At 70.5% G+C, this 18575-nt stretch carries 18 protein-coding genes; 8 read left to right on the top strand and 10 right to left on the bottom strand.

The genetic code is table 11. The features are described from left to right. The first annotated feature begins 76 nt into the window (after nt 1–76). Nucleotides 77–1621, top strand: a complete 1545-nt coding sequence (locus ACSNOG_RS20285) for an MFS transporter (RefSeq protein ID WP_436754089.1) — start codon at nt 77–79, stop codon at nt 1619–1621. Nucleotides 1622–1633: 12 nt separating this feature from the next. After that, complete coding sequence (locus ACSNOG_RS20280; protein ID WP_436754088.1) at nt 1634–2578, top strand: aldo/keto reductase; 945 nt, start codon at nt 1634–1636, stop codon at nt 2576–2578. Nucleotides 2579–2691: 113 nt separating this feature from the next. On the opposite strand, the gene ACSNOG_RS20275 is transcribed toward ACSNOG_RS20280, so the two are convergent. Continuing rightward, on the bottom strand, nt 2692–2991 hold the full coding sequence (locus ACSNOG_RS20275; protein ID WP_436754087.1) for a hypothetical protein: 300 nt from the start codon (nt 2989–2991) through the stop codon (nt 2692–2694). Nucleotides 2992–3037: 46 nt separating this feature from the next. Next, nucleotides 3038–3499 carry an NUDIX hydrolase gene (locus ACSNOG_RS20270; protein WP_436754086.1) on the bottom strand — a complete coding sequence of 154 codons (462 nt, stop codon included), beginning with the start codon at nt 3497–3499 and terminating at the stop codon, nt 3038–3040. 173 nt (nt 3500–3672) lie between these two features. Here ACSNOG_RS20270 and ACSNOG_RS20265 point away from each other — a divergent pair, with 173 nt between their 5' ends. Continuing rightward, nucleotides 3673–3837, top strand: a complete 165-nt coding sequence (locus tag ACSNOG_RS20265) for a hypothetical protein (protein ID WP_436754085.1) — start codon at nt 3673–3675, stop codon at nt 3835–3837. Nucleotides 3838–3913: 76 nt separating this feature from the next. Here ACSNOG_RS20265 and ACSNOG_RS20260 read toward each other — a convergent pair whose 3' ends face one another. After that, on the bottom strand, nt 3914–4375 hold the full coding sequence (locus ACSNOG_RS20260; RefSeq protein ID WP_436754084.1) for an ATP-binding protein: 462 nt from the start codon (nt 4373–4375) through the stop codon (nt 3914–3916). A gap of 238 nt (nt 4376–4613) precedes the next feature. Between ACSNOG_RS20260 and ACSNOG_RS20255 the strand changes: the two genes are divergently transcribed. The 4 genes from ACSNOG_RS20255 (at nt 4614) to ACSNOG_RS20240 (ending at nt 7874) form a co-directional block, all read left to right on the top strand. After that, nucleotides 4614–5480: a helix-turn-helix domain-containing protein gene (locus ACSNOG_RS20255; protein WP_436754083.1), complete on the top strand. Its 867-nt coding sequence runs from the start codon at nt 4614–4616 to the stop codon at nt 5478–5480. Nucleotides 5481–5488: 8 nt separating this feature from the next. Next, on the top strand, nt 5489–5677 hold the full coding sequence (locus ACSNOG_RS20250; protein WP_436754096.1) for a DUF397 domain-containing protein: 189 nt from the start codon (nt 5489–5491) through the stop codon (nt 5675–5677). A 165-nt stretch (nt 5678–5842) separates the two neighbouring features. Next, entirely contained in the window at nt 5843–6736 is an 894-nt protein-coding gene (locus ACSNOG_RS20245; protein ID WP_436754082.1) for a radical SAM protein, read from the top strand. 10 nt (nt 6737–6746) lie between these two features. Continuing rightward, a complete protein-coding gene (locus tag ACSNOG_RS20240; protein WP_436754081.1) occupies nt 6747–7874 on the top strand; it encodes a methyltransferase domain-containing protein in 1128 nt (375 codons plus the stop codon). A 6-nt stretch (nt 7875–7880) separates the two neighbouring features. Here ACSNOG_RS20240 and ACSNOG_RS20235 read toward each other — a convergent pair whose 3' ends face one another. The 6 genes from ACSNOG_RS20235 to ACSNOG_RS20210 all read right to left on the bottom strand — a co-directional run bounded on the left by ACSNOG_RS20235 (nt 7881) and on the right by ACSNOG_RS20210 (nt 14901). Next, a complete protein-coding gene (locus tag ACSNOG_RS20235; protein WP_436754080.1) occupies nt 7881–9005 on the bottom strand; it encodes a YDG/SRA domain-containing protein in 1125 nt (374 codons plus the stop codon). Between the two features lie 292 nt (nt 9006–9297). After that, nucleotides 9298–10665, bottom strand: a complete 1368-nt coding sequence (locus ACSNOG_RS20230; RefSeq protein WP_436754079.1) for a PrsW family intramembrane metalloprotease — start codon at nt 10663–10665, stop codon at nt 9298–9300. A 154-nt stretch (nt 10666–10819) separates the two neighbouring features. Next, on the bottom strand, nt 10820–11719 hold the full coding sequence (gene trmB, locus ACSNOG_RS20225; protein ID WP_436754078.1) for a tRNA (guanosine(46)-N7)-methyltransferase TrmB: 900 nt from the start codon (nt 11717–11719) through the stop codon (nt 10820–10822). A gap of 76 nt (nt 11720–11795) precedes the next feature. Further along, entirely contained in the window at nt 11796–13010 is a 1215-nt protein-coding gene (gene lhgO / locus ACSNOG_RS20220) for an L-2-hydroxyglutarate oxidase (protein WP_436754095.1), read from the bottom strand. 161 nt (nt 13011–13171) lie between these two features. Then, on the bottom strand, nt 13172–13420 hold the full coding sequence (locus ACSNOG_RS20215) for a hypothetical protein (RefSeq protein ID WP_436754077.1): 249 nt from the start codon (nt 13418–13420) through the stop codon (nt 13172–13174). Between the two features lie 32 nt (nt 13421–13452). Further along, a complete protein-coding gene (locus tag ACSNOG_RS20210; protein WP_436754076.1) occupies nt 13453–14901 on the bottom strand; it encodes an MFS transporter in 1449 nt (482 codons plus the stop codon). A gap of 760 nt (nt 14902–15661) precedes the next feature. Here ACSNOG_RS20210 and ACSNOG_RS20205 point away from each other — a divergent pair. Further along, the gene (locus ACSNOG_RS20205) at nt 15662–17932 is read left to right on the top strand and encodes an asparagine synthase-related protein (protein ID WP_436754075.1); all 2271 of its coding nucleotides are present in this window, start codon (nt 15662–15664) and stop codon (nt 17930–17932) included. A 196-nt stretch (nt 17933–18128) separates the two neighbouring features. Here ACSNOG_RS20205 and ACSNOG_RS20200 read toward each other — a convergent pair. Then, on the bottom strand, nt 18129–18575 hold a 447-nt coding region (locus ACSNOG_RS20200), incomplete at its 5' end, for an NPCBM/NEW2 domain-containing protein (protein WP_436754074.1).

Raw genomic sequence — 18575 nt, 5'->3', positions numbered from 1 at the left:
GCCGGATAGTCAGTGAGCGGGGCGCCTCGGGGGCAGCCGGCGCATAGTCCGTACGGGACGGGGCATCCGGCGGCATGTGACGACGGCGAGGGGCACGAGCGAGAAGCAGTCGACGGTCACCACGTCCGTGCCGGCGCGACTCGACCGGCTGCCCTGGTCCCGCTGGCACTGGACCGTCGTGATCGGGCTCGGGACGGTCTGGATCCTGGACGGCCTGGAGGTGACGGTGGTCGGCAACATCGCCGGCCGCCTCTCCGAGGAGGGCAGCGGGCTGCCGATCAGGGCTGCTGAGGTCACGGGCATGGCGGCGGCGCTGTATGTGGCGGGCGCGTGTTCCGGTGCGCTGTTCTTCGGGCGGCTCACCGACCGCTTCGGGCGCAAGAAGCTGTTCATCGTCACGCTGGCGGTCTATCTGGCCGCGACCGCGCTCACCGCACTGTCCTTTTCCTCCTGGTGGTTCTTCCTCTTCCGCTTCCTGACCGGCTTCGGTATCGGCGGGGAGTACGCGGCGATCAATTCGGCCGTCGACGAGCTGATCCCCGCTGCTTTCCGGGGCCGGATCGACCTGATCATCAACGGGAGTTTCTGGCTGGGGGCGATCGGCGGGTCGCTGCTGTCCATCCTGATGCTCGACACGGACATGTTCCCGATGGACGTGGGGTGGCGGCTGACGTTCGGCCTCGGGGTGGTGCTGGGCCTGGTCATCCTCCTCGTACGGCGCAAGGTGCCGGAAAGTCCGCGCTGGCTGTTCCTCCACGGGCGGGGGGAGGAGGCCGACGCGCTGGTCGCGTCGATCGAAGAGAAAGTGGCGCAGGAGAAGGGGAGCCCGCTGCCGCCCGCGGAGGGGGAGATCACCCTTCACCGGCGCGGGCTGGTGACCTTCCGTGAAATCGCCCGCACGGTCTTCTCCCGCTACCGGCGCCGGGCGATCCTCGGTCTGGCGCTCTTCATCGGGCAGGCCTTCCTCTACAACGCGATCACCTTCGGCTTCGGCACCATCCTGGAGAGCCATTTCCAGGTCGCCACCTCCCGTACGGGTTACTTCTTCGCCGTCATCGCGGCGGGCAATTTCCTGGGCCCGCTGCTGCTGGGAAAGCTCTTCGACACGCTGGGCCGGCGGTTGATGATCTCCTCGACGTACCTGCTGTCGGGCCTGCTCCTCTTCGGCACGGCCTGGCTCTTCGGGGCGGGCCGCCTGACGGCCGACACGCTCACCGCCTGCTGGGCGGTCGTCCTCTTCTTCGCGTCGGCGGGCGCCAGCAGCGCCTATCTCACCGTCTCGGAGGTCTTCCCGATGGAGACCCGGGCCATGGCCATCGCTTTCTTCTACGCCCTGGGGACGGCTGCCGGCGGCATCAGCGGCCCGCTGCTCTTCGCCGACCTGACGAGCAGCGGCGATGTCGGCGACACGGTGCTGGCCTTCTGTATCGGGGCGACGCTGATGGGCGGGGCAGGGCTGGTGGCGGCATTCCTGGCGGTACGGGCGGAGGGCCGCTCGCTGGAACGGATCGCGGCGCCGCTGTCGGCGAAGGAAGAAGGCGAGAGCGGGCGCGGGGGCGAGAGCGGGAGCGAGCGCGGGGGCGAGAGCGGAATGTCCACTCCGGCAAGGACGTTGAAGTGATGCATGGCTGACATGGCTGACATTCACAAGAAGATCGGCAACCTCTCCGTCCACCCGCTGGCCCTCGGCGGCAATGTCTTCGGCTGGACCGCGGACGAAGCGGAATCCTTCGCCGTCCTCGACGCGTACGCGGCGGCGGGCGGCAATTTCATCGACACCGCCGACGTCTATTCGGCCTGGGTGCCGGGCAACGAGGGCGGCGAGTCGGAGACCGTCATCGGCAAGTGGTTCGCCTCGCGCGGCAACCGTGCCGACATCGTCCTCGCCACCAAGGTCGGGGCGGGCGTGCCGGAACCGCGGGGACTGCGCGCGTCGGTGATCAAGGCGGCCGTGGAGGAGTCCCTGCGCCGCCTCCGCACCGATTACATCGACCTCTACTACACGCACTACGACGACCCGTCGGTGCCGGTGGAGGAGTTCATCACCGCGCTCGACGCGCTGGTGAAGGAGGGCAAGGTCCGCGAGATCGCGGCCTCCAACATCACGCCGGAGCGCCTGGCGGAGGCCCTGGAGTTCTCGGAGGCGTCGGGTCTGGCGAAGTACGTGGCGATCCAGCCGCACTACAACCTGGTCTCCCGCGACACCTACGAGGGCGAGCTGGCGGCCGTGGCGGCGAAGCACGGCCTGGCCGCGGTCCCGTACTACGCCCTGGCGTCCGGCTTCCTCACCGGCAAGTACCGACCCGGCAAGACGGTGGACAGCGCCCGCGCGGGCAAGGCGGGCGAGTACCTCGCCTCCGAGCGCGGGCAGCGCGTGCTGACCGCCCTGGACGAGGTCGCCGCGGCCCACGGCGCCGAGGTCGCGACGGTGGCGCTGGCCTGGCTGGCGGCCCGGCCGACCGTGGCGACGCCGTTGGCCAGCGCCCGTACGGTGGAGCAGCTCGCGCCGCTGCTGGCGGTGGCGGACCTGAAGCTGACGGAAGCGGAGCTGAAGGGCCTGACGGAGGCGTCGGAGTAACGCGGAGGCGTTGGAATAAGGCTGAGGCGTCGGAATAACGCTGAGGGCGGCATCGGGCGCAAGGAACCGCCTGATGCCGCCCTGACTCCGACTCTCGCCGGATCGCTCCTGACTCAGGCCCGGCTCTCGGCGACCCAGGAGGCCAGGGCGACGGCTCCGGCGACCCCGAAGACGGCGGGCCAGGAACCGACCTTCTTGGCGAGCGGATGCGACCCGGCGAACGCGGCCACGTACAGCCCGGTCAGCGCAGCGGCCTTGGGCGCCCCGACCTTCCCGGCCCACTGCCGGGCGGCCACCCCGCCGGCCACGGCGAGCGCGGCTCCGCCCAGCGGCCGCTTCTTCGTCCACCGGGCCACGCCGTACCCACCGACGAGCCCGCCCGCAGCAACCACAGCCGTAGGAACCCGAGCCATCCCGCACCTCCGCATCAAAGGACAACGACCTCGCCCAAAGCTAACTTCACGGGGTGGTGGGGGAGGGGAGCGGGGCGCGCTCAGCGGACGGACCGGGCGCCGTCGCCATGAGCAACGTGGGCACCATCAGGGGCACCGCGGCTGAATCGCTCCTCGGCAGGGGCACCCAGGTGAGCCCGGTCATGCGCGGGCAGTCGCAGTCCAGGTCGTCGTCGACGCCCAGCCGGGGCTCTCCGTCGGCGACCCGGACGCGGTAGCAGGCGGTCCAGCCCGAGGGGTACGGCACGTCGTAGAGGAATTCCGCGGAGAGGGGCCGCAACCCGACCTCTTCGCGCACTTCGCGCATCGCGGCCTGCTCGGCGCTTTCGCCGGGTGCGATGCCGCCGCCGGGCAACGTCCAGTACTCGTGACCGTCGTGCCGCCCGCCGGGCCCGGTGCCACGTTCCTTGACCATCAGCAGCTTCCCGTCGCGGATGATGACGGCGGCTGCGCGCTTCCTGTCCACCATGCTCTGATCATGCGCCTCGATCGGCCATCCGTAGGCCTGAGTCAGCCGGCGACGAGCGCGCCCAGCGCGAGCAGCGAGGCCCCGAAGACGGCCACGTGCCGCATGTTCTGCAGCGTCCAGGTCTCCAGGCGGGGAAGCCGGCCTCTGCGGCCTTGAGCAGTGCGGGCACGCCGATGCGCGCCAGCGTGACCAAGTCCGCCGAGATCGCCGCCGGATTCCCCCGCCTACGATCCCGCCTGGCCACCCCGACCTCCGAATACAACGCAGCCCCGGCCACCACCTTCGAACACGGCCTCAAGGCCCTCTTGAACGGCCTCACGGCCGACCTCGAAACCTGACCCCCGCGGCTGGGGGAGACGGCAGGTCAGGACGGGTTCCGTGATGCTGGCCGCGTTCCGGGGGTGCGGGCGCTGGCTACGAGCCTGTCTCCGCGCGCGGTTCGAACCACACGCACTTCCCGACCACATTCAGCTCGTCCCACACAAGGGTGACCCCGGAATCCACGGAGAGACTCCTGACGAGCCTGAGCCCACGCCCGTCCTCTTGACCAGCCCGGACTGTGCGCCGCCAGGGTCGTCGTCCAGCATCACCATCGAGTACGGAGATCACCACGCGTTCCTCGGAGGCAGTGACCTCAACGGAGAGGTGGTGGACTGGCGTGTGCTGAACAACGTTGGTGACCAGGTCGGACACACAGACCAGAGCGTTTTCGATCAATGAGGTGTGCGCGGTTGCCTGAAGCGCGGCGCTGACGAACTCCCGCGCGACGCGAGCAGTGGTCGGCGAAGCTGGCGCGGAGAGGCGGTAAGTCTTCGAGGGCCTGCCGTTGCCTTCCTCGGAGTCAGTGTGGACGCTGGTGAGCATGGCGGTGCGCATGCGGTGATCTCCCAACCGACGGTGAACCTCCGCACGTCTACTCCGTCCGTGGCCTGGCCGCCCGCCTCCGCATGTGAACGGGCCTGAGGGCAGCTGCACTTCGGATGTTTCCGGCGGTGCGGCGCGGTGTTGGCAGGAACGTAGGGCACATAGATGTGCCTCATCAGGCGTGGGCCAAAGCCTGCGGGCTTGGCTGTGGACCCGTGAGACTGTGCGCGGGAGAATTGATCTGCTCGTCATGAGAGGGAAGTTGATGCCACCCCGGAGCAGTCCAACGGCGAGGCAGGCGCGGCTTGGTGCGGAGCTGCGCAAGTTGCGCGAGGCCTCTGGGTTGACCGCTCGTGCGGCCGGAGAGCTGCTCGGCGGAAATCAAGCGCAGATCAGCCACATCGAATCTGGGCGCTGGGGGGTCAGCGCGGAGCGGGTCCGGCGTCTCGCAACTTTCTACTCCGCTGCCGATACGAAATTGATCGATGCCCTCTGTGGCATGGCGGAGGAACGTGGTAAAGGCTGGTGGGAAGGCTATCGAGCAATCTTGCCGATTGGCTTTTTGAATATTGCGGAGCTCGAACACTATGCGCGGTACCTCAGAGCCTTTCAGACGCTGACAGTGCCAGGCATCTTTCAGACCGAGGAATACGCGCGAACCATCTTCGGGGGTCGCATCCCGGCGTTGCCTGCCGACGAGCTCGACGCCAGGGTCGACCATCGACTCAGGCGGCGGACCATCTTCGAGCGCCCGGCACCGCCGCACTTCGAGGCCGTCATCCACGAGGCCGCACTCCATGTCCTCTACGGCGGCCGCAAGGTTGCCCGTGACCAGTTGCGTTACCTGCTTGAGGTCTCGGAGTGGCCCACGGTGGTAGTGCGCGTGATCCCGTTCGCCAGTGAAGAGTTCGTCGGATCTGCGCAGACGATGCTCTACGCAGGTGGAGTCGTCCCGCAGCTCGACACGGTTCAGTTGGACTCTGCGTACGGCGTTGTCCTCCTGGACGCAGAAGCCCAGCTGAGTAATTACCGGGCCGTGTACGACGCGCTCCAGCGAGTGACGCTTGAGGTTGGCGAGTCGCGAGATGTCATTAATCGAATTGCGAAAGAAATGTGAGTAGTACGATGGGTAAACCTATGGCTTGGCAGAAGTCCTCATTCTCGGAATCGGAAGGGAGTTGCGTCGAGCTCGCATGGCACGGGGAAAGCGTCGTTATGAGGGAGAGCGATGATCCAGGCGTGGTCATACGGATCACCCCCGCCGCGCTTGGCCCGCTGATCGCAAGCGTCAAGTCTTGCGCGTGTTTCACCTGATCGAGTGGAACTCCCCTGGTGCGGCCTGTCAACTTCGCAGGTGGGGCCACTTTCGGCATATGCCGTCCCATGGATGCGCCGGCTCAACCTTGTGCCGGTCGGGGGTGGGGACTACCTTCGCTGTGCGTCGGGCCGTAGAAGGCTGGCGTGACACACCCATATCCAATGCGCCTACACGAGGCGGGGGTTGGCATGGCACCGAACACCGACAGCACAGCGGTCTCGTGTGAGATTCGCTCAGTCGAGATGGAGATCACCGGCACCTGCCAGCTCCGTTGCACACACTGCTGCACCGGTTCCGGCCCTCAGGTGGCGATGGGGTCCATGGAATTCAACGACTGGCAGCGGGTCATGGTTGAGGCCACTGAGATCGGCATCCAGATGGTCCAGTTGATCGGCGGCGAGCCGACCCTGAACCCTGACCTCCCGCGCCTCGTGGACTCGGCGCTCGCTCTCGACCTAGGTGTCGAGGTGTACTCGAACCTGGTTCACGTACGCCCAGCGTTGTGGGACACCTTCAGCAGGGAAGGGGTCTGCCTCGCGACGAGCTACTACAGCGACCAGGCGGCCCAGCACGAGCAGATCACTCAAAGTCGAGGCAGCCATGCGCGCACTCTCGCGAACATTGGCACGGCCTTGCGCCGTCAGATTCCTCTACGGGTGGGGATCGTCGAGGTGCTCAACGGTCAGCGCGTCCGCCAGGCCGAGGTGGAACTGCGGGCGCTGGGTGTGAAGCAGATCCAGATCGACCGCATGCGAAAAGTGGGGCGTGCGGCAGAGAGCCCCAGCACTGCCCCGAGCCTCGATGAGCTGTGCGGCCGATGTTTCCGCCAGCGTGTAGCCATCTCATCAAACGGGGAGGTGTACGGCTGCATTCTGTCCCGGTTCCTGCCGGTGGGAAACGTCAAGGAGCGGGGACTCGCCGCGATCGTGCGGAGCGGTACGTGGGCAGAAACGGTCGAGAAGGTCCCCATGGCACAAGACCCTTGCACCCCGCAGGACAGCAGTGACTGCGACCCCGCCAACACGCCAGCTTGTCTCCCGAAGTTTCCTGAGTAGGGGCTCACACGTGGACTGGACGCCGCACGCCACCACCCTCGCGGAGAGCGCGACGCATGCGTCTTCCCGCTGGCGCTCCGCCGTGGCCCGAACCCCACGGCATGTATTCGTGCCGCGATGGTGGAAGTCAGGAGCCGATGGCTGGACGCTGTGTGATGGGCCAGGCGAGGAGTCGCAATGGCTGGCGGCTGCGTACCACGACGCCTCGCTTGTCACCAGCGTCGGCCCTTGGCATGCCGACCACGCAAAGGTCGGCGACCACCCCACTGGCCTTCCCACTTCCTCCTCGACCTTGCCGAGCCTCGTCGTCCGGATGTTTCAGCACGCGCGGATGGGAAGCCACGATTCCCTACTCGACATCGGTACGGGGTCGGGTTACGGCGCCGCGCTTGCTGCGTCTCGGCTCGGCGAGGAACAGGTGACGAGCGTGGACGTTGACGCTTACCTCGTGGAGGCGGCACGCGAACGCCTCGACCGGATCGGCCGGCACCCCACGGTCGAAACCGTGGATGCAACGGGCACGTTGCCTGGCTCCTTCGACCGTATTGTGGCCACTGTCGCAGTTCGCCCGGTTCCGGCGAGCTGGCTGAGCGCTCTGAAACCCGGCGGTCGACTCGTCACCACGATCGCCGGTACGTCTCTCCTCATCACGGCGGAGAAAGACGAGGACGGTGGAGCGACGGGTCGCGTCGAGTGGGATCGGGCGGGCTTCATGAGGACGAGGGCCGGCGCCGACTACCCGGCGGGCGCAGGTGACCTGCTCTCCATCGCCCGAACCCACGAAGGAGAGCAGATCACCACCGGCCGATATCCGGTCGTGAACGTGGTGGAGGCCTGGGACCTCTCCTCCATGCTCGACGTCATGATCCCCGGCATCGAGCACCACTACGAGGAGCGCGAGGACCGACGCGTTGCACTCATGGCCCACCCCGACGGCTCCTGGGCCCGAGCTATGGGCGTAGCCGACACTCCGCCTACGATCCACCAGGGTGGCCCCCGCCGTCTGTGGGACACCCTCGACGAGCTTCGAGCCTACTGGCTCACCAACGGTGAACTCCCGGTCCGCGGTGCCCGTGTCTTCATCAAGCCGGACGGCACGACGTACTTGGCACGAGGCAGATGGCACGCCAGGCTATGACGGTGACTATCGCTCGTGGATTCGGCGATGGTAGGCGAGATTTTCCCTCTTTATGGGGTGGTCCGGGTGTTCACGAAGTCGATGTGTGCTGGAGTTTGCACCGTGTGACGTCACGGTCAGGTCATCATCGATGGTGAGCATTCCAAAATCGAAAGCCACGTGATGATTCGGACACAGGCACAGCACGTTCTCGACCTCATCGGGGCCGTTGTGTGGGCTACCGAGAGGCCAAATGTGTGCGGCTTCGGAATAGGCGCCCGTTCGGGTCTCGATGCGCACGCCGCACACCTGGCATGAGTGCCCATGGGTGCTCTTGACGTAGTCGGCGATCGTCGTGCTTCGAATGATCCGTTGAGTTCTGGTCTCCCGACGCCCGGGATTGGCGTTACCGGAAGGGGCGGCCCCGCCCATGATGTTGATAGCTGCGGCAACGTCACGCGCTTCGCGGCTCTCCATCGCCGTCGGGCGTGCGTCCACGGCTCGTAGGCGGTAGAGCCAGATGAGGAAGTTGGATTCCCCACGCTGCGACCAGTACTCCTCAACGCGGTAGAGCCCGTCATAGCGGAGCCCGGATTCGGGTGAGAACTCGGCGTCGCCGCCAGCTCCACGGATGACTCGCACAGGCGCACCCGTGGATGCGCTGGTAGCGAGGGCGGCGTTGCCCAGGGTTAGCTCCTGATCCCTGTACTGCCTCTTGGTTTTTTCGTCTCTACCCCCTTGCCCGGTGTAGATGATCTCGTCGCCGTAGTCCTTGTCGTCTTCGTATCCGCCGGAAACAACGATGGACTCGGCGCCGAGCTCCGCAGTGCCGCAGATCCCTGCCTGTAGCGGTCGATGCACACGAGCCCTGGACAGCGATTGACGCTGGGAGAACGAGTCGCCTATGCGGACGTGTGGCGGATGGCCGTACCCATCGAAGCCAGCCAGCGGAAGGCCGGTTTCCAGTAGGAGAAGTTCGAGTCGATAGTCGTCGAAGTAGTTCTCGTGGAGAGTCGTGACGGCCTGTCGACAGAGGTTGCGGTCACGTTGGAGGAGGCCGTAGAACTCCTCGGTCAGCCCACCGAGAGGGTTTTGTGCATCCAGCCATGGACGCAGCGACGAACCACGTGCCTGCGGGACTTCGCCGTCCACGCCTGCGAGCTCCCAAAGTGGGGACCGGTGGAGCGCGACGAACGGATATTCGGGCGCGGGTGTCGACCCCGTTCGCCCGTATTCCTTAAGCATGGCATGCAGCTCGCGCCACGCATTCCGCCAAGGGAGTAGACGGCCCTCCCCAGCCGCAGCACGCCGGATGGCCCAGAGGAGCACAACGGGCTGATGCCGTGCTGGCTGGCCCGAGGAGCGGTCAACGTGCAGCCTGCGGAGTGCCGTCATCAGACGGCTGGAGGGGTCTTCCCATGTGTCGGACATGCGCTGCTCCTATTCAAGGACGCTGTTCTCGACCAGGCACCCACTGGTGGGGCCATGGCTGCGGTGCCCCCCAGCCGTGTGGCGGGGGCTGCATCGGGATGAAGGGGCGGGGGATGGTGGCCGAGGCCTGGGTGAGGGCTGGTTGGGCTATGTGTTTGCGGTGCCAGAGGTGGTGGAGGAGTTCCTGTTCCCTGGCGGTGAAGTCCGGGCCCGCCGTGCCCCTGTGGGCTCGCTGGCGGAGGAAGGCCAGGGACGTGGCGAACGAGATGTACTCGGCGACCGTGCGGGCGGCGGCCGGGCCGCCGGTGCGGCGGGCCACGTCGCGGGCTATGCCGCGGGCGCGCATGGAGGACAGGGCGAGCGGTTCGGGCGGGGTGAGCCAGCCCGCGGCCTGGTAGGCCGGGAGGAAGGTGCGTACCGTGCGCAGCTCGTTCTGGCGGGACCAGATCGCGAGCCACGTCAGGACGCCGAAGACGGGCACCATGAACAGGGCGTAGACCGCGAGGAAGGCCAGGGGCGACAGGCTCGCCGAGCCGTTCCAGACCGCGTGCAGGACCATCGCGGTGAGCAGGCCCGCGAAGGGGATGAGGACGCGGGTGACCTTGCGGCGCGGGGCGAGGCTCGCCGCGATGCCGAAGCCCAGGCCCGTCATCGTGGTGAAGAGCGGGTGGGCGAACGGCGACATCAGGACCCGCATGAAGAACGTCGCCACCGTGGCCGCCGGCACCCCGTCGCGGCCGAAGCTCTGGTCGGTGACGAAGGCGTTGCCCAGGTAGAGGATGTTCTCGGTGAACGCGAAGCCCGTGGCCGTGATGCCCGCGATCACCACGCCGTCGACGGTGTTGTTGAAGTCCCGGCGCCGGAAGAGGAAGAGCAGCAGGACCGCGGCCGCCTTGCCGGTCTCCTCCACCACGGGCGCGACGAACGTCGCCCCCCACTTGTCGGCCTCCGAGCGCTGCGCGAGGTCGACGGAGCTCACCAGCCACTCCGTGGCGTAACCGTTCGCGATGATGGCCATCAAGGTGGCCGCGCACGCGCCCCACGAGAAGGCGAAGACCAGGTTGCCCCAGGGCTTGGGCTCGACCCGGTCCATCCAGCGGAACGCCGCCACCAGCAGCGGCACGGGCAGGACGGCGAGGCCGAGCCCCACCAGGAACCCCTCGGTGCCCGTCTGCTCCCGCACCAAGGCGAGGATGACCAGGCCGCACAGGGCCAGAAGCAGGATCAGTGCGCCGGCGCGCACCGCCTTGTTGTCCCACAGGGCGCGGCGCGGCTTGTAACGCCAGCCCGCGGGGGCGGGCATCGCGGGGAAGTTCGGCTGCTGCCCGGGGGCGGGCACCGGCCCGGCCGACGGCTGCTGGTGGGGTGGGGACTCATGCACCCGATGACCCTAACCAAGGGATGTCGGGGCGACCCCGGTATTCCGGTGCCGGCTTTCCCACCGACGCCCACCGGCACCCGCCGACACCCGCCGACACGCACCGGCCTATCGGCCTATCGGCCCTATCGGCGCGCGCCGCCGCGCGACCGGCGCGTCAGTGCGCCTTGCGGCGGAACAGCAGGTCGTGGACCACGTGCCCCTTGTCCAGGCCCTGGCCCTCGAAGCGCGTCAGCGGACGGAACTCCGGCCGCGGCGCGAAGCCCCCGTCGGCCTGGGTGTTCTCGAAGTCCGGCGCCGCGGAGAGCACCTCCAGCATCTGCTCCGCGTACGGCTCCCAGTCCGTCGCGCAGTGCAGGAGCGCACCCGGAGCCAGGCGCGTGGCCGCCAGCGCCAGGAACTCCGGCTGGATCAGCCGGCGCTTGTGGTGCCGCTTCTTCGGCCACGGGTCCGGGAAGTAGACGCGCAGCCCGGCGAGCGAGTCCGGAACGAGCATCTCGCGCAGCAGGATGATCGCGTCACCGTTGGCGACCCGGACGTTGGTGAGGCCGTTCCGCTCGGCGAGGCCGAGCAGATTGCCCTGCCCGGGGGTGTGCACGTCACAGGCGAGGATGCCGGTGCCCGGGTCCGCCGCCGCCATCACGGCCGTGGCCTCGCCCATGCCGAAGCCGATCTCCAGCACGACGGGCAGCTCGGGGTCGCCGAAGAGCTCGCCGAGATCCAGCTTGCTCAGGCCGTCGATGTCCAGGCCCCACTTGGGCCACAGGCGGCGCAGGGCCTCGCCCTGGCCGGTCGTGACCCGGCTGCGGCGCGGCTGGAACGAGCGGATGCGCCGCTCGTGGTGCGAGCCCGCCGGGTCCGGCGCCGGACCGTCGGGGAACATCGGCTCGCGACGGCCGCGGGTCTGCTGCGCAGCAGCCGGAGAAGCGACGGTCGCTTCGGCGGCCGGAGCGCCGGCCCGCTCGTCGGCGGATGCGGAGGCAGCCGCGGAGGCAGCCGCAGGAGCGGTCACGGGAGCGGTCACGGGGGCTGAGGGGGAAGCGTGGTTCTCGGACACAGTCCTTCAATTCTACGGGCGTGTCGAAACTGGCCGAGGGATCACCATTCCTGCAGGTCAGGACGGGCCGACCGCATCAGCCCGCGTCCATCGCCCGCAGCGCCCTCCTCGCCACCTCCCGCCCGATCGGCAGCGACCCCGTCGCCGCCGGGGACGGCGCGTTCAGCACGTGCACCATCCGCGGCGACTCCGCGAACAGGAAGTCGTCCACGAGCGTGCCGTCCCGCAGCACCGCCTGTGCCCGCACGCCCGACGGGGCCGGTATCAGGTCCTCCTCCGTCACCTCCGGGAGCAGCCGGCGGGCCGCCTCCGTGAAGGCGCGCTTGGACAGCGAGCGGCGGACCTCCCCCGCCCCGTACCGCCAGTGGCGGCGGGCGAGGTGCCAGGAGCCGGGCCAGGCCACCGTCCTGGCGAGTTCCGCGGGACGCAGGGTCAGGTGGCTGTAGCCCTCGCGGGCGAGGGCCGGCACCGCGTTCGGCCCCAGGTGGACCGTGCCGTCGATGCCGCGCGTGAGATGGACGCCCAGGAACGGGAACGCCGGGTCCGGCACCGGATACACCAGGCCGCGCACCAGATCCGTACGCCCCGGGGCCAGCTCGAAGTACTCCCCACGGAACGGGACGATCCGCACACCGGGGTCATCGCCCGCCAGCCGCGCCACGCTGTCGCTGTGCAGCCCCGCGCAATTGACCAGCGCACGGGCGCGCAGCACCTCGCCCAGCCCCGTGCGCACCGCGACCGCCGCACCACGCCGCCCGATCACTTGCGCCTGCGCCCCGTACCGCACGGAGGCCCCCGCGTCCTCCGCCAGACGGGCCAGGCAGCGCGCCACCGCGCCGTAGTCGCACACGCCCGTCGAGCCGACGTGGATGGCCCCCACGCCGCGGACATGCGGCTCGTACTCGGCGATCTGGGCGGGGCCGAGCTCGCGCACCGGCACGCCGTTCTCCCGGCCGCGCTGGACCAGGGCGTGCAGGCGCGGCAGCTCCGCCTGGTCCGTGGCCACGATCAGCTTGCCGGTGATCTCGTGCGGAAGGCCGTGCTCGGCGCAGAACTCCACCATCTCCGCCGCGCCCCCCACCGCGAACCGCGCCTTGAACGAGCCCGGGCGGTAATAGATCCCGCTGTGGATCACTCCGCTGTTGCGCCCGGTCTGGTGGCGCGCGGGACCGGGCTCCTTCTCCAGCACCACGACGCGCGTCCCCGGCCGGGCGCGCGTGATCGCAAAGGCCGTCGACAAGCCCACGATGCCGCCGCCGACCACCAGCACATCGCAGTCGTACGCCCTCACCACGTCACCTCCCCGCGCCCGCCGGCCCGCCCGCGACCGGGCAGCCGGTTCCCCTCGGCGCCTCACCCACGCCCCCCATCATGACCTGCGCCACTGACAAGCGGTCGAAACCCAGGTCAGGCAGGGAACCAAGGGAAGTGATCACACCCCTTACGGATCCCCTAGGGATCCCCTACGGATCCCCCTGCGCTGATGCCGGCGGTACGGATCAGGTCGGCGGTACGGATCGGGCCGGCGGTACGGATCAGGCCGGTGGTACGGATCGGGCCCGCGGTACGGATCAGGTCGGCGGTACGGATCGGGCCCGCGGTACGGATCAGGCCGGTGGTACGGATCGGGCCCGCGGTAAGGACCGGACCGGCGGCACGGGTCAGGTCGACGCTACCGATCACGTCAGCGTCAGGGATCACGTCAGCGTCACGGGCCACGTCAGCGCTACCGATCACGCCAGCGACACCAGCAGCGGCCGCGCCCGCTCCCGCAGCTCCATCACCCGCGGCTCGTCCCCGTACGGCTCCAGCCGGTGCAGCAGGTCGCGGACGTACTCGGTCGTGCGCGCCGAGGAGATCCGTCCCGCCACCTCCACGGCCCGCGTGCCGGCCGCGCAGGCCGCGTCCAGGTTGCCCGACTCCAGCTCGGCGACCGCGGACACCACGAGCCGCAGCCCGTGCGAGCGGACGAACTCCTCCGTCGGCCGCGCCAGCGCCTGCTCGGTGAAGCGCTGCACCTGCCGCGGCATGCGCAGGTCGCGATAGCACTCGGCGGCGTCCGCGGCGAACCGCTCGTGGCTGTAGAAGTCCAGCCACGACGGGTCGGGATCGCCCGCGCGCGCCCGCTCCAGCCACCCCTCGGCGGACTTCAGCGCGGCACCGCACGCCGGTGCGTCCCCGGCCTTCGCCTGGGCCCGCGCCTCCACCAGGCGGAAGAAGCTCATGGTGCGGGCGGTGGCCAGGCCGCGGTTGCGCTCGAGGGCCGCCTGCGCCAGATCGACGCCCTCGTCGGCGAAGCCGCGGTAGGTGGCCTGCAGGCTCATCGAGGCCAGGACGTAACCGCCCAGGGGCACGTCGGCGGCCGCGCGGGCGAGCCGCAGGGCCTGGATGTAGTAGCGCTGCGCGGCCTCCTGCTGGCCGGTGTCGAAGGCCATCCACCCGGCCAGCCGGGTCAGCTCCGCGGTGGCGCCGAACAGCGAACGGCCCACTTCGTCGCTGTACGAACCGAGCAGCAGGGGCGCCGCATCGACCCGCAGGCACTCGGGGACCATCGACGAACGCCAGTCACCCCCGCCGTACTTGGAGTCCCAGCGGCGCGCGTCCTCGGCGGCCTCCCGCAGCTTGCTGACGTCACTGTGGCCCACGCGCTGCGGTATGGCCCCGTCCGGGCCGCCCGCCCCCTCGGCCTCCCCGGCCGCCGTGTGGGCCTCGCGCGCGACCGAGCTGTCGGCGGGGGTTATCAGCCACCTGGAGGCGGGCGTGGCGTAGGCGCTGACGGAGAAGGATCCGGCCAGGCTCTGCCAGATGCCGCCGCCCCCTCGCCGACCGGCGAGATCCAGCCTGTACAGCTCCGTCGCGGACCGCACGGCCTGGCCGACATCGCGCGGAAAGGAGAGCCCCACCTCCGGGGCCGGATCCGCGTCCGCCAGGCCGATCTCGTGCAGCGGGACCGGCCGTCCGAGCTTGCCGGCTATGGCCGCGGCGATCAGATGGGGCGCCGCTCCCTGGGGCACCATCCCCTTGGAGACCCAGCGCGCGACGGACGTCTTGTCATAGCGAAGCGTCAATCCGCGCTGCGCACCGAGGTCGTTGACCCTGCGCGCGAGACCGGCGTTGCTGATCCCGGCGAGGGCGAGGACGGTGCCGAGCTTCTCGTTCGGCCCGCGTGGCTCCCTGGACATGCGCACCCCTCGACGACGCGACGCCCGCCCCGGCATAGGCGCGGGGCATTCGTAAACCCAGCGTAGTTCCCCGCATCCCGACCGTTAAGAGGTGGTGTCCCGGATGGCGAGATTCTGGTCCGTGCGGACGTGCACCGAGGGGCACGTGCTCCGGTTGTGTGTGGCTGTGCGCCCGCCGTGCGCTCTGTTCCACGCCATCCGGCGGGCGCTTCCATGGGAGTTGCGTGGGTTGGCCCGCTGCCTGGATCCAGTGGGCTGGGGGAAGCCGCCGCCTCATTCCCCGCGGGCGGCGGACCGGTCCGGGAGGCGGCTGACCGCCTCCCGGACCGTGACGTACGGGTCGAAGCACCGGGCGAGTGCGCCCCCATGAAGCCGTTGCCGCGAGTTTGGCCGGATCCTGCCCTCGCGCTGCCGCCCCGCACGGCTCGACCCTGCCTTCATCGCGGCCACTTGGCGCGCCGCACGCGCGCGTGAGCGTTTGCTGCCTCTGCCCGTGACAGCATGGCGGTTGGGTGCATGCACATGTCCGGCACATGTCCGGCTGGCGCGCCACTTCGCCCCGCAATCACGCGAGTTGGGGTGAATGGTGCGACCAGCGGGTTGCTTCTTTCGTGGTGGTCTCGTTGTGGCAACCGGTGGCCTCCTGTGCATGATGACTGCGGACGGCAGCGCTTGATGGCCGTCCGGCTGGTGCTCGGTCGGCTGTCCGAGGTTGTCCGACGGTTGTCCACGACGGTTTTCCACAGCCTGTGGAGGCGGAATGCGCTGGGTGGTGGGGTGGAGCAGCACCACCTCGGGGACCGGGCAGCAGCAGCGGGCGGCGTCCTATGACCACGACGCCAATTACGGCAGCCATGGCAGCCATGGCAGCTACAGCGGCTACGGCAACTACCCCAACGGAGGCGGCGGTTACGGAAATAGCGGCAGCAACCGCACCGCTCGCAACACCCACGACACCCCCGCCTTCGAAGGCCCCACCGTTCACCCCGTCGGCGCCCAGCTCCTGTGGGGCGACCCGGCCCCCCTGTGGGCCGTCGGCGACTGGCGCCCCGACGAGGTCCGCGTCGTCCAGCTGGACCCCCTCACCCGCCTCGCCGTCCTCGGCCGCTGCGGCGCCGGCGACGAGCAGCTGCGCGTCGGGCTCGTTGCCGCCCGTGGAGGCGCCCTGCGCCACCTCACGGCCTGGCCCGGCAGTTACACCGCCATCGCCCAAGTCGGCCGTCGCACCACGGTCGTCGGCGACCTGGCGGGCGCCCGGCCCGTCTTCCACACCGCCTGGGCCGGCGGCACCGCCTACGCCACCGCCGCCCTGCCCCTCGCCGACCTCATCGAGGCCCAGCTGGACATCGGCCACCTCGCCGCCCTCCTCGCCTGCCCCGACTCCCCGGAGGCCCTGGGCGACGGCACGCCCTACAAGGGCGTACGGCGCGTGCCGCCCGGCCACGCCCTCGTGCTGCGCGACGGCACACGCGAGATCACCGGCTACGAACCGACGGCGTCGCTGGCCGTCTCCGCCCCGCAGCTCCAGCCCGAGCAGGCCGTCGACGGCATAAGGAGCGCGCTCGTCGAGGCCGTGCGGACGCGCCTCGCCGCCCCCCGGCACGCCCCCGACCACGGCTTCGGCGGCCGCGACCCCGGGCCCGTGCCCGGCATGGGACCCGCCCACCGACGCGCCGCCCGCGGCGGCCCCGCCCCGAGCATCGGCGCCGACCTCTCCGGGGGCAGCGCCTCCGCCACCCTGGCGCTGCTCGCCGCAGGCCTGCCCGGGATGCCCGGCACGCCCCCGGGCCACGGCACCGGCGGCGGCGAACGGCTGCTCGCCGTCACCTTCAACGACCTCGTCACCGACGACAACCGCGTCCGCGAGGCCGAGCTCGAACGGGCCCACGCCATCGCGGCCAACCCCCGGCTGCGGCACATCGTCGTCGCCGCGGGCGAAGAAGCCCTGCCCTACGCGGACCTGGCCGGCGGGCCCCTGACCGACGAGCCGGGCCCCGCCCTCGTCACCGCCGAGCGCCACCGCCACCGGCTGGCCGTGGGCGGCGCGGACCACCTCGTGGGGCACGGCGCCCGCCAGGTCCTCGACGCCCATCCGGCGCGCTTGGCCGACCTCCTGATGGACCGTCGCCGACGTCACCTGCTGCGGCCCGTCTCCGCGCTCGCCCGCGCCGACAGGAGCGCCGCCCAGGCCCTCTTCATCCCCTTCACCGTCTACCGGGCGGCCCGCCGGCTGGCCCGCACGTCGTACCGGGAGGGCCTGGAAGCGGCAGCCGGGCAGCTACGGGCCACGGCCTTCCCCGTCGTCGACGACACACCCGGAGCGGCCCTCCCGGCGGGGGTGGGCGGCGCCGTCGACGCCTCCCTCGCCGCGCTCACCTGGTGCCGGCCCGGGCCCGCCGCCCGCTGGCTCACGGGCGAAGCCCTGGCCGAAGTCTCGGTACGGCTGCAGGCCGCGGCCGTCCGGCCGCAAGGGCTCGCGCAGCGCCCCGGCGAACGCCGCGCGGCCGCCGCCCTGGCACGGCACGCCGCCGACCACCGCGTCTTCGAACAGGCCGCCGAGGTCCGCAGCCAGCGCCTCCACGCGCCCTTCCTCGACAACCAGGTCGTACGGGCCTGCCGGGCCCTCCCCGAAGCGCTCCGGGTGCAGCCGGGGGCGCGCGCCTCGGTGCTGCGCGCCGTCCTCGCCGGGGCCGGCGTCCGCGAACTCCCGCCCGGCTGGGGCGCCACCTCGCACGCGGCCCACGCCGCGGCCGTACGAGCGGGGCTACGGGCCTCCTCGGGCCCCCTGCTGGAGCTCTTCGACGCGCCGCTCCTCGCCGACGCCGGGCTCGTCGAGGCCCGGGTCGTCAGGGCAGCCCTGCACGGGGCCGCGAACGGCCGTGCGCTGCCCCTGGACGGCCTCGCGGAGCTCGTCTCCACGGAGGTGTGGCTGCGGCGGCTGCTGGCCCGCCGCGGCACGTGCTGGACGGGCTCGGCGGCACCGCGCCAGCGGGCGGTCGCGGGCGGCGTGGCGCGAGGGCCCGGCCTCTGAAGGGGACGCAGCGCCGCAGCGCGCGCAGCTGGCGCGCCAAGCCGAACACCTGCAGTAGCGCTGGTCGCCTGCAGCAGAGTCAGCCACCCGGAGCAGAGCCGGCCACCCGCAGGAGCGCCGGTCGCCTGCGGGAGCGCCGGTCATCCTCGCAGGGGATCCACTACCCGCAGGAGTTCCACTACCCGCAGGGGATCCGCTACCCGCAGGAGATCCGCGACTGCGCCCAGTCCGACACCGCCACCCACCCCATGCCCCGCCGGGGATGCACCACGAGCCGCACGCTGCGGTAGCCCGAGAGCGGCACGTGCACCGGCACCGCCGCCTCCCCGCCCCGCACCGGGCCGGAGCGCCACAGAGGGACCCCGTCGCCGTAGACGGCGAACCGCGCGGCGCCCAGGCCCATGGTCATGTCGTGGACGCCCACGAGGGCGTCCAAGGCCGTGCAGGGCCGGTTCAGGTCGACGGTCACGGCCGAGGGCGCGTGCACGCTCACGCCGTGCCCGTACGCGACCCCGCCGACCCGCAGGCCGTACCGCTGCCACAGCCAGCTGCGCACGCCCAGCCGGACCTCCGGCCCGGTGCCGTCGCCGATGCCCGCGTAGGCGAGCTGGTTCAGCTGGTACACGGCGGGTGGGAGGGGAGG

The organism is Streptomyces sp. URMC 124 (assembly GCF_051386455.1).
Lineage (GTDB): Bacteria > Actinomycetota > Actinomycetes > Streptomycetales > Streptomycetaceae > Streptomyces.
This window is presented reverse-complemented; position numbering and strand designations above follow the sequence as displayed.

Bases quoted from the DNA above. Each gene is read 5' to 3' on its own strand.
- ACSNOG_RS20280 (WP_436754088.1), top strand. From the start codon at position 1,634: ATGGCTGACATTCACAAGAAGATCGGCAACCTCTCCGTCCACCCGCTG.
- ACSNOG_RS20275 (WP_436754087.1), bottom strand. From the start codon at position 2,991: ATGGCTCGGGTTCCTACGGCTGTGGTTGCTGCGGGCGGGCTCGTCGGT.
- ACSNOG_RS20270 (WP_436754086.1), bottom strand. From the start codon at position 3,499: ATGGTGGACAGGAAGCGCGCAGCCGCCGTCATCATCCGCGACGGGAAG.
- ACSNOG_RS20265 (WP_436754085.1), top strand. From the start codon at position 3,673: ATGCGCGCCAGCGTGACCAAGTCCGCCGAGATCGCCGCCGGATTCCCC.
- ACSNOG_RS20260 (WP_436754084.1), bottom strand. From the start codon at position 4,375: ATGCGCACCGCCATGCTCACCAGCGTCCACACTGACTCCGAGGAAGGC.
- ACSNOG_RS20255 (WP_436754083.1), top strand. From the start codon at position 4,614: ATGAGAGGGAAGTTGATGCCACCCCGGAGCAGTCCAACGGCGAGGCAG.
- ACSNOG_RS20250 (WP_436754096.1), top strand. From the start codon at position 5,489: ATGGGTAAACCTATGGCTTGGCAGAAGTCCTCATTCTCGGAATCGGAA.
- ACSNOG_RS20245 (WP_436754082.1), top strand. From the start codon at position 5,843: ATGCGCCTACACGAGGCGGGGGTTGGCATGGCACCGAACACCGACAGC.
- ACSNOG_RS20210 (WP_436754076.1), bottom strand. From the start codon at position 14,901: ATGTCCAGGGAGCCACGCGGGCCGAACGAGAAGCTCGGCACCGTCCTC.
- ACSNOG_RS20205 (WP_436754075.1), top strand. From the start codon at position 15,662: ATGCGCTGGGTGGTGGGGTGGAGCAGCACCACCTCGGGGACCGGGCAG.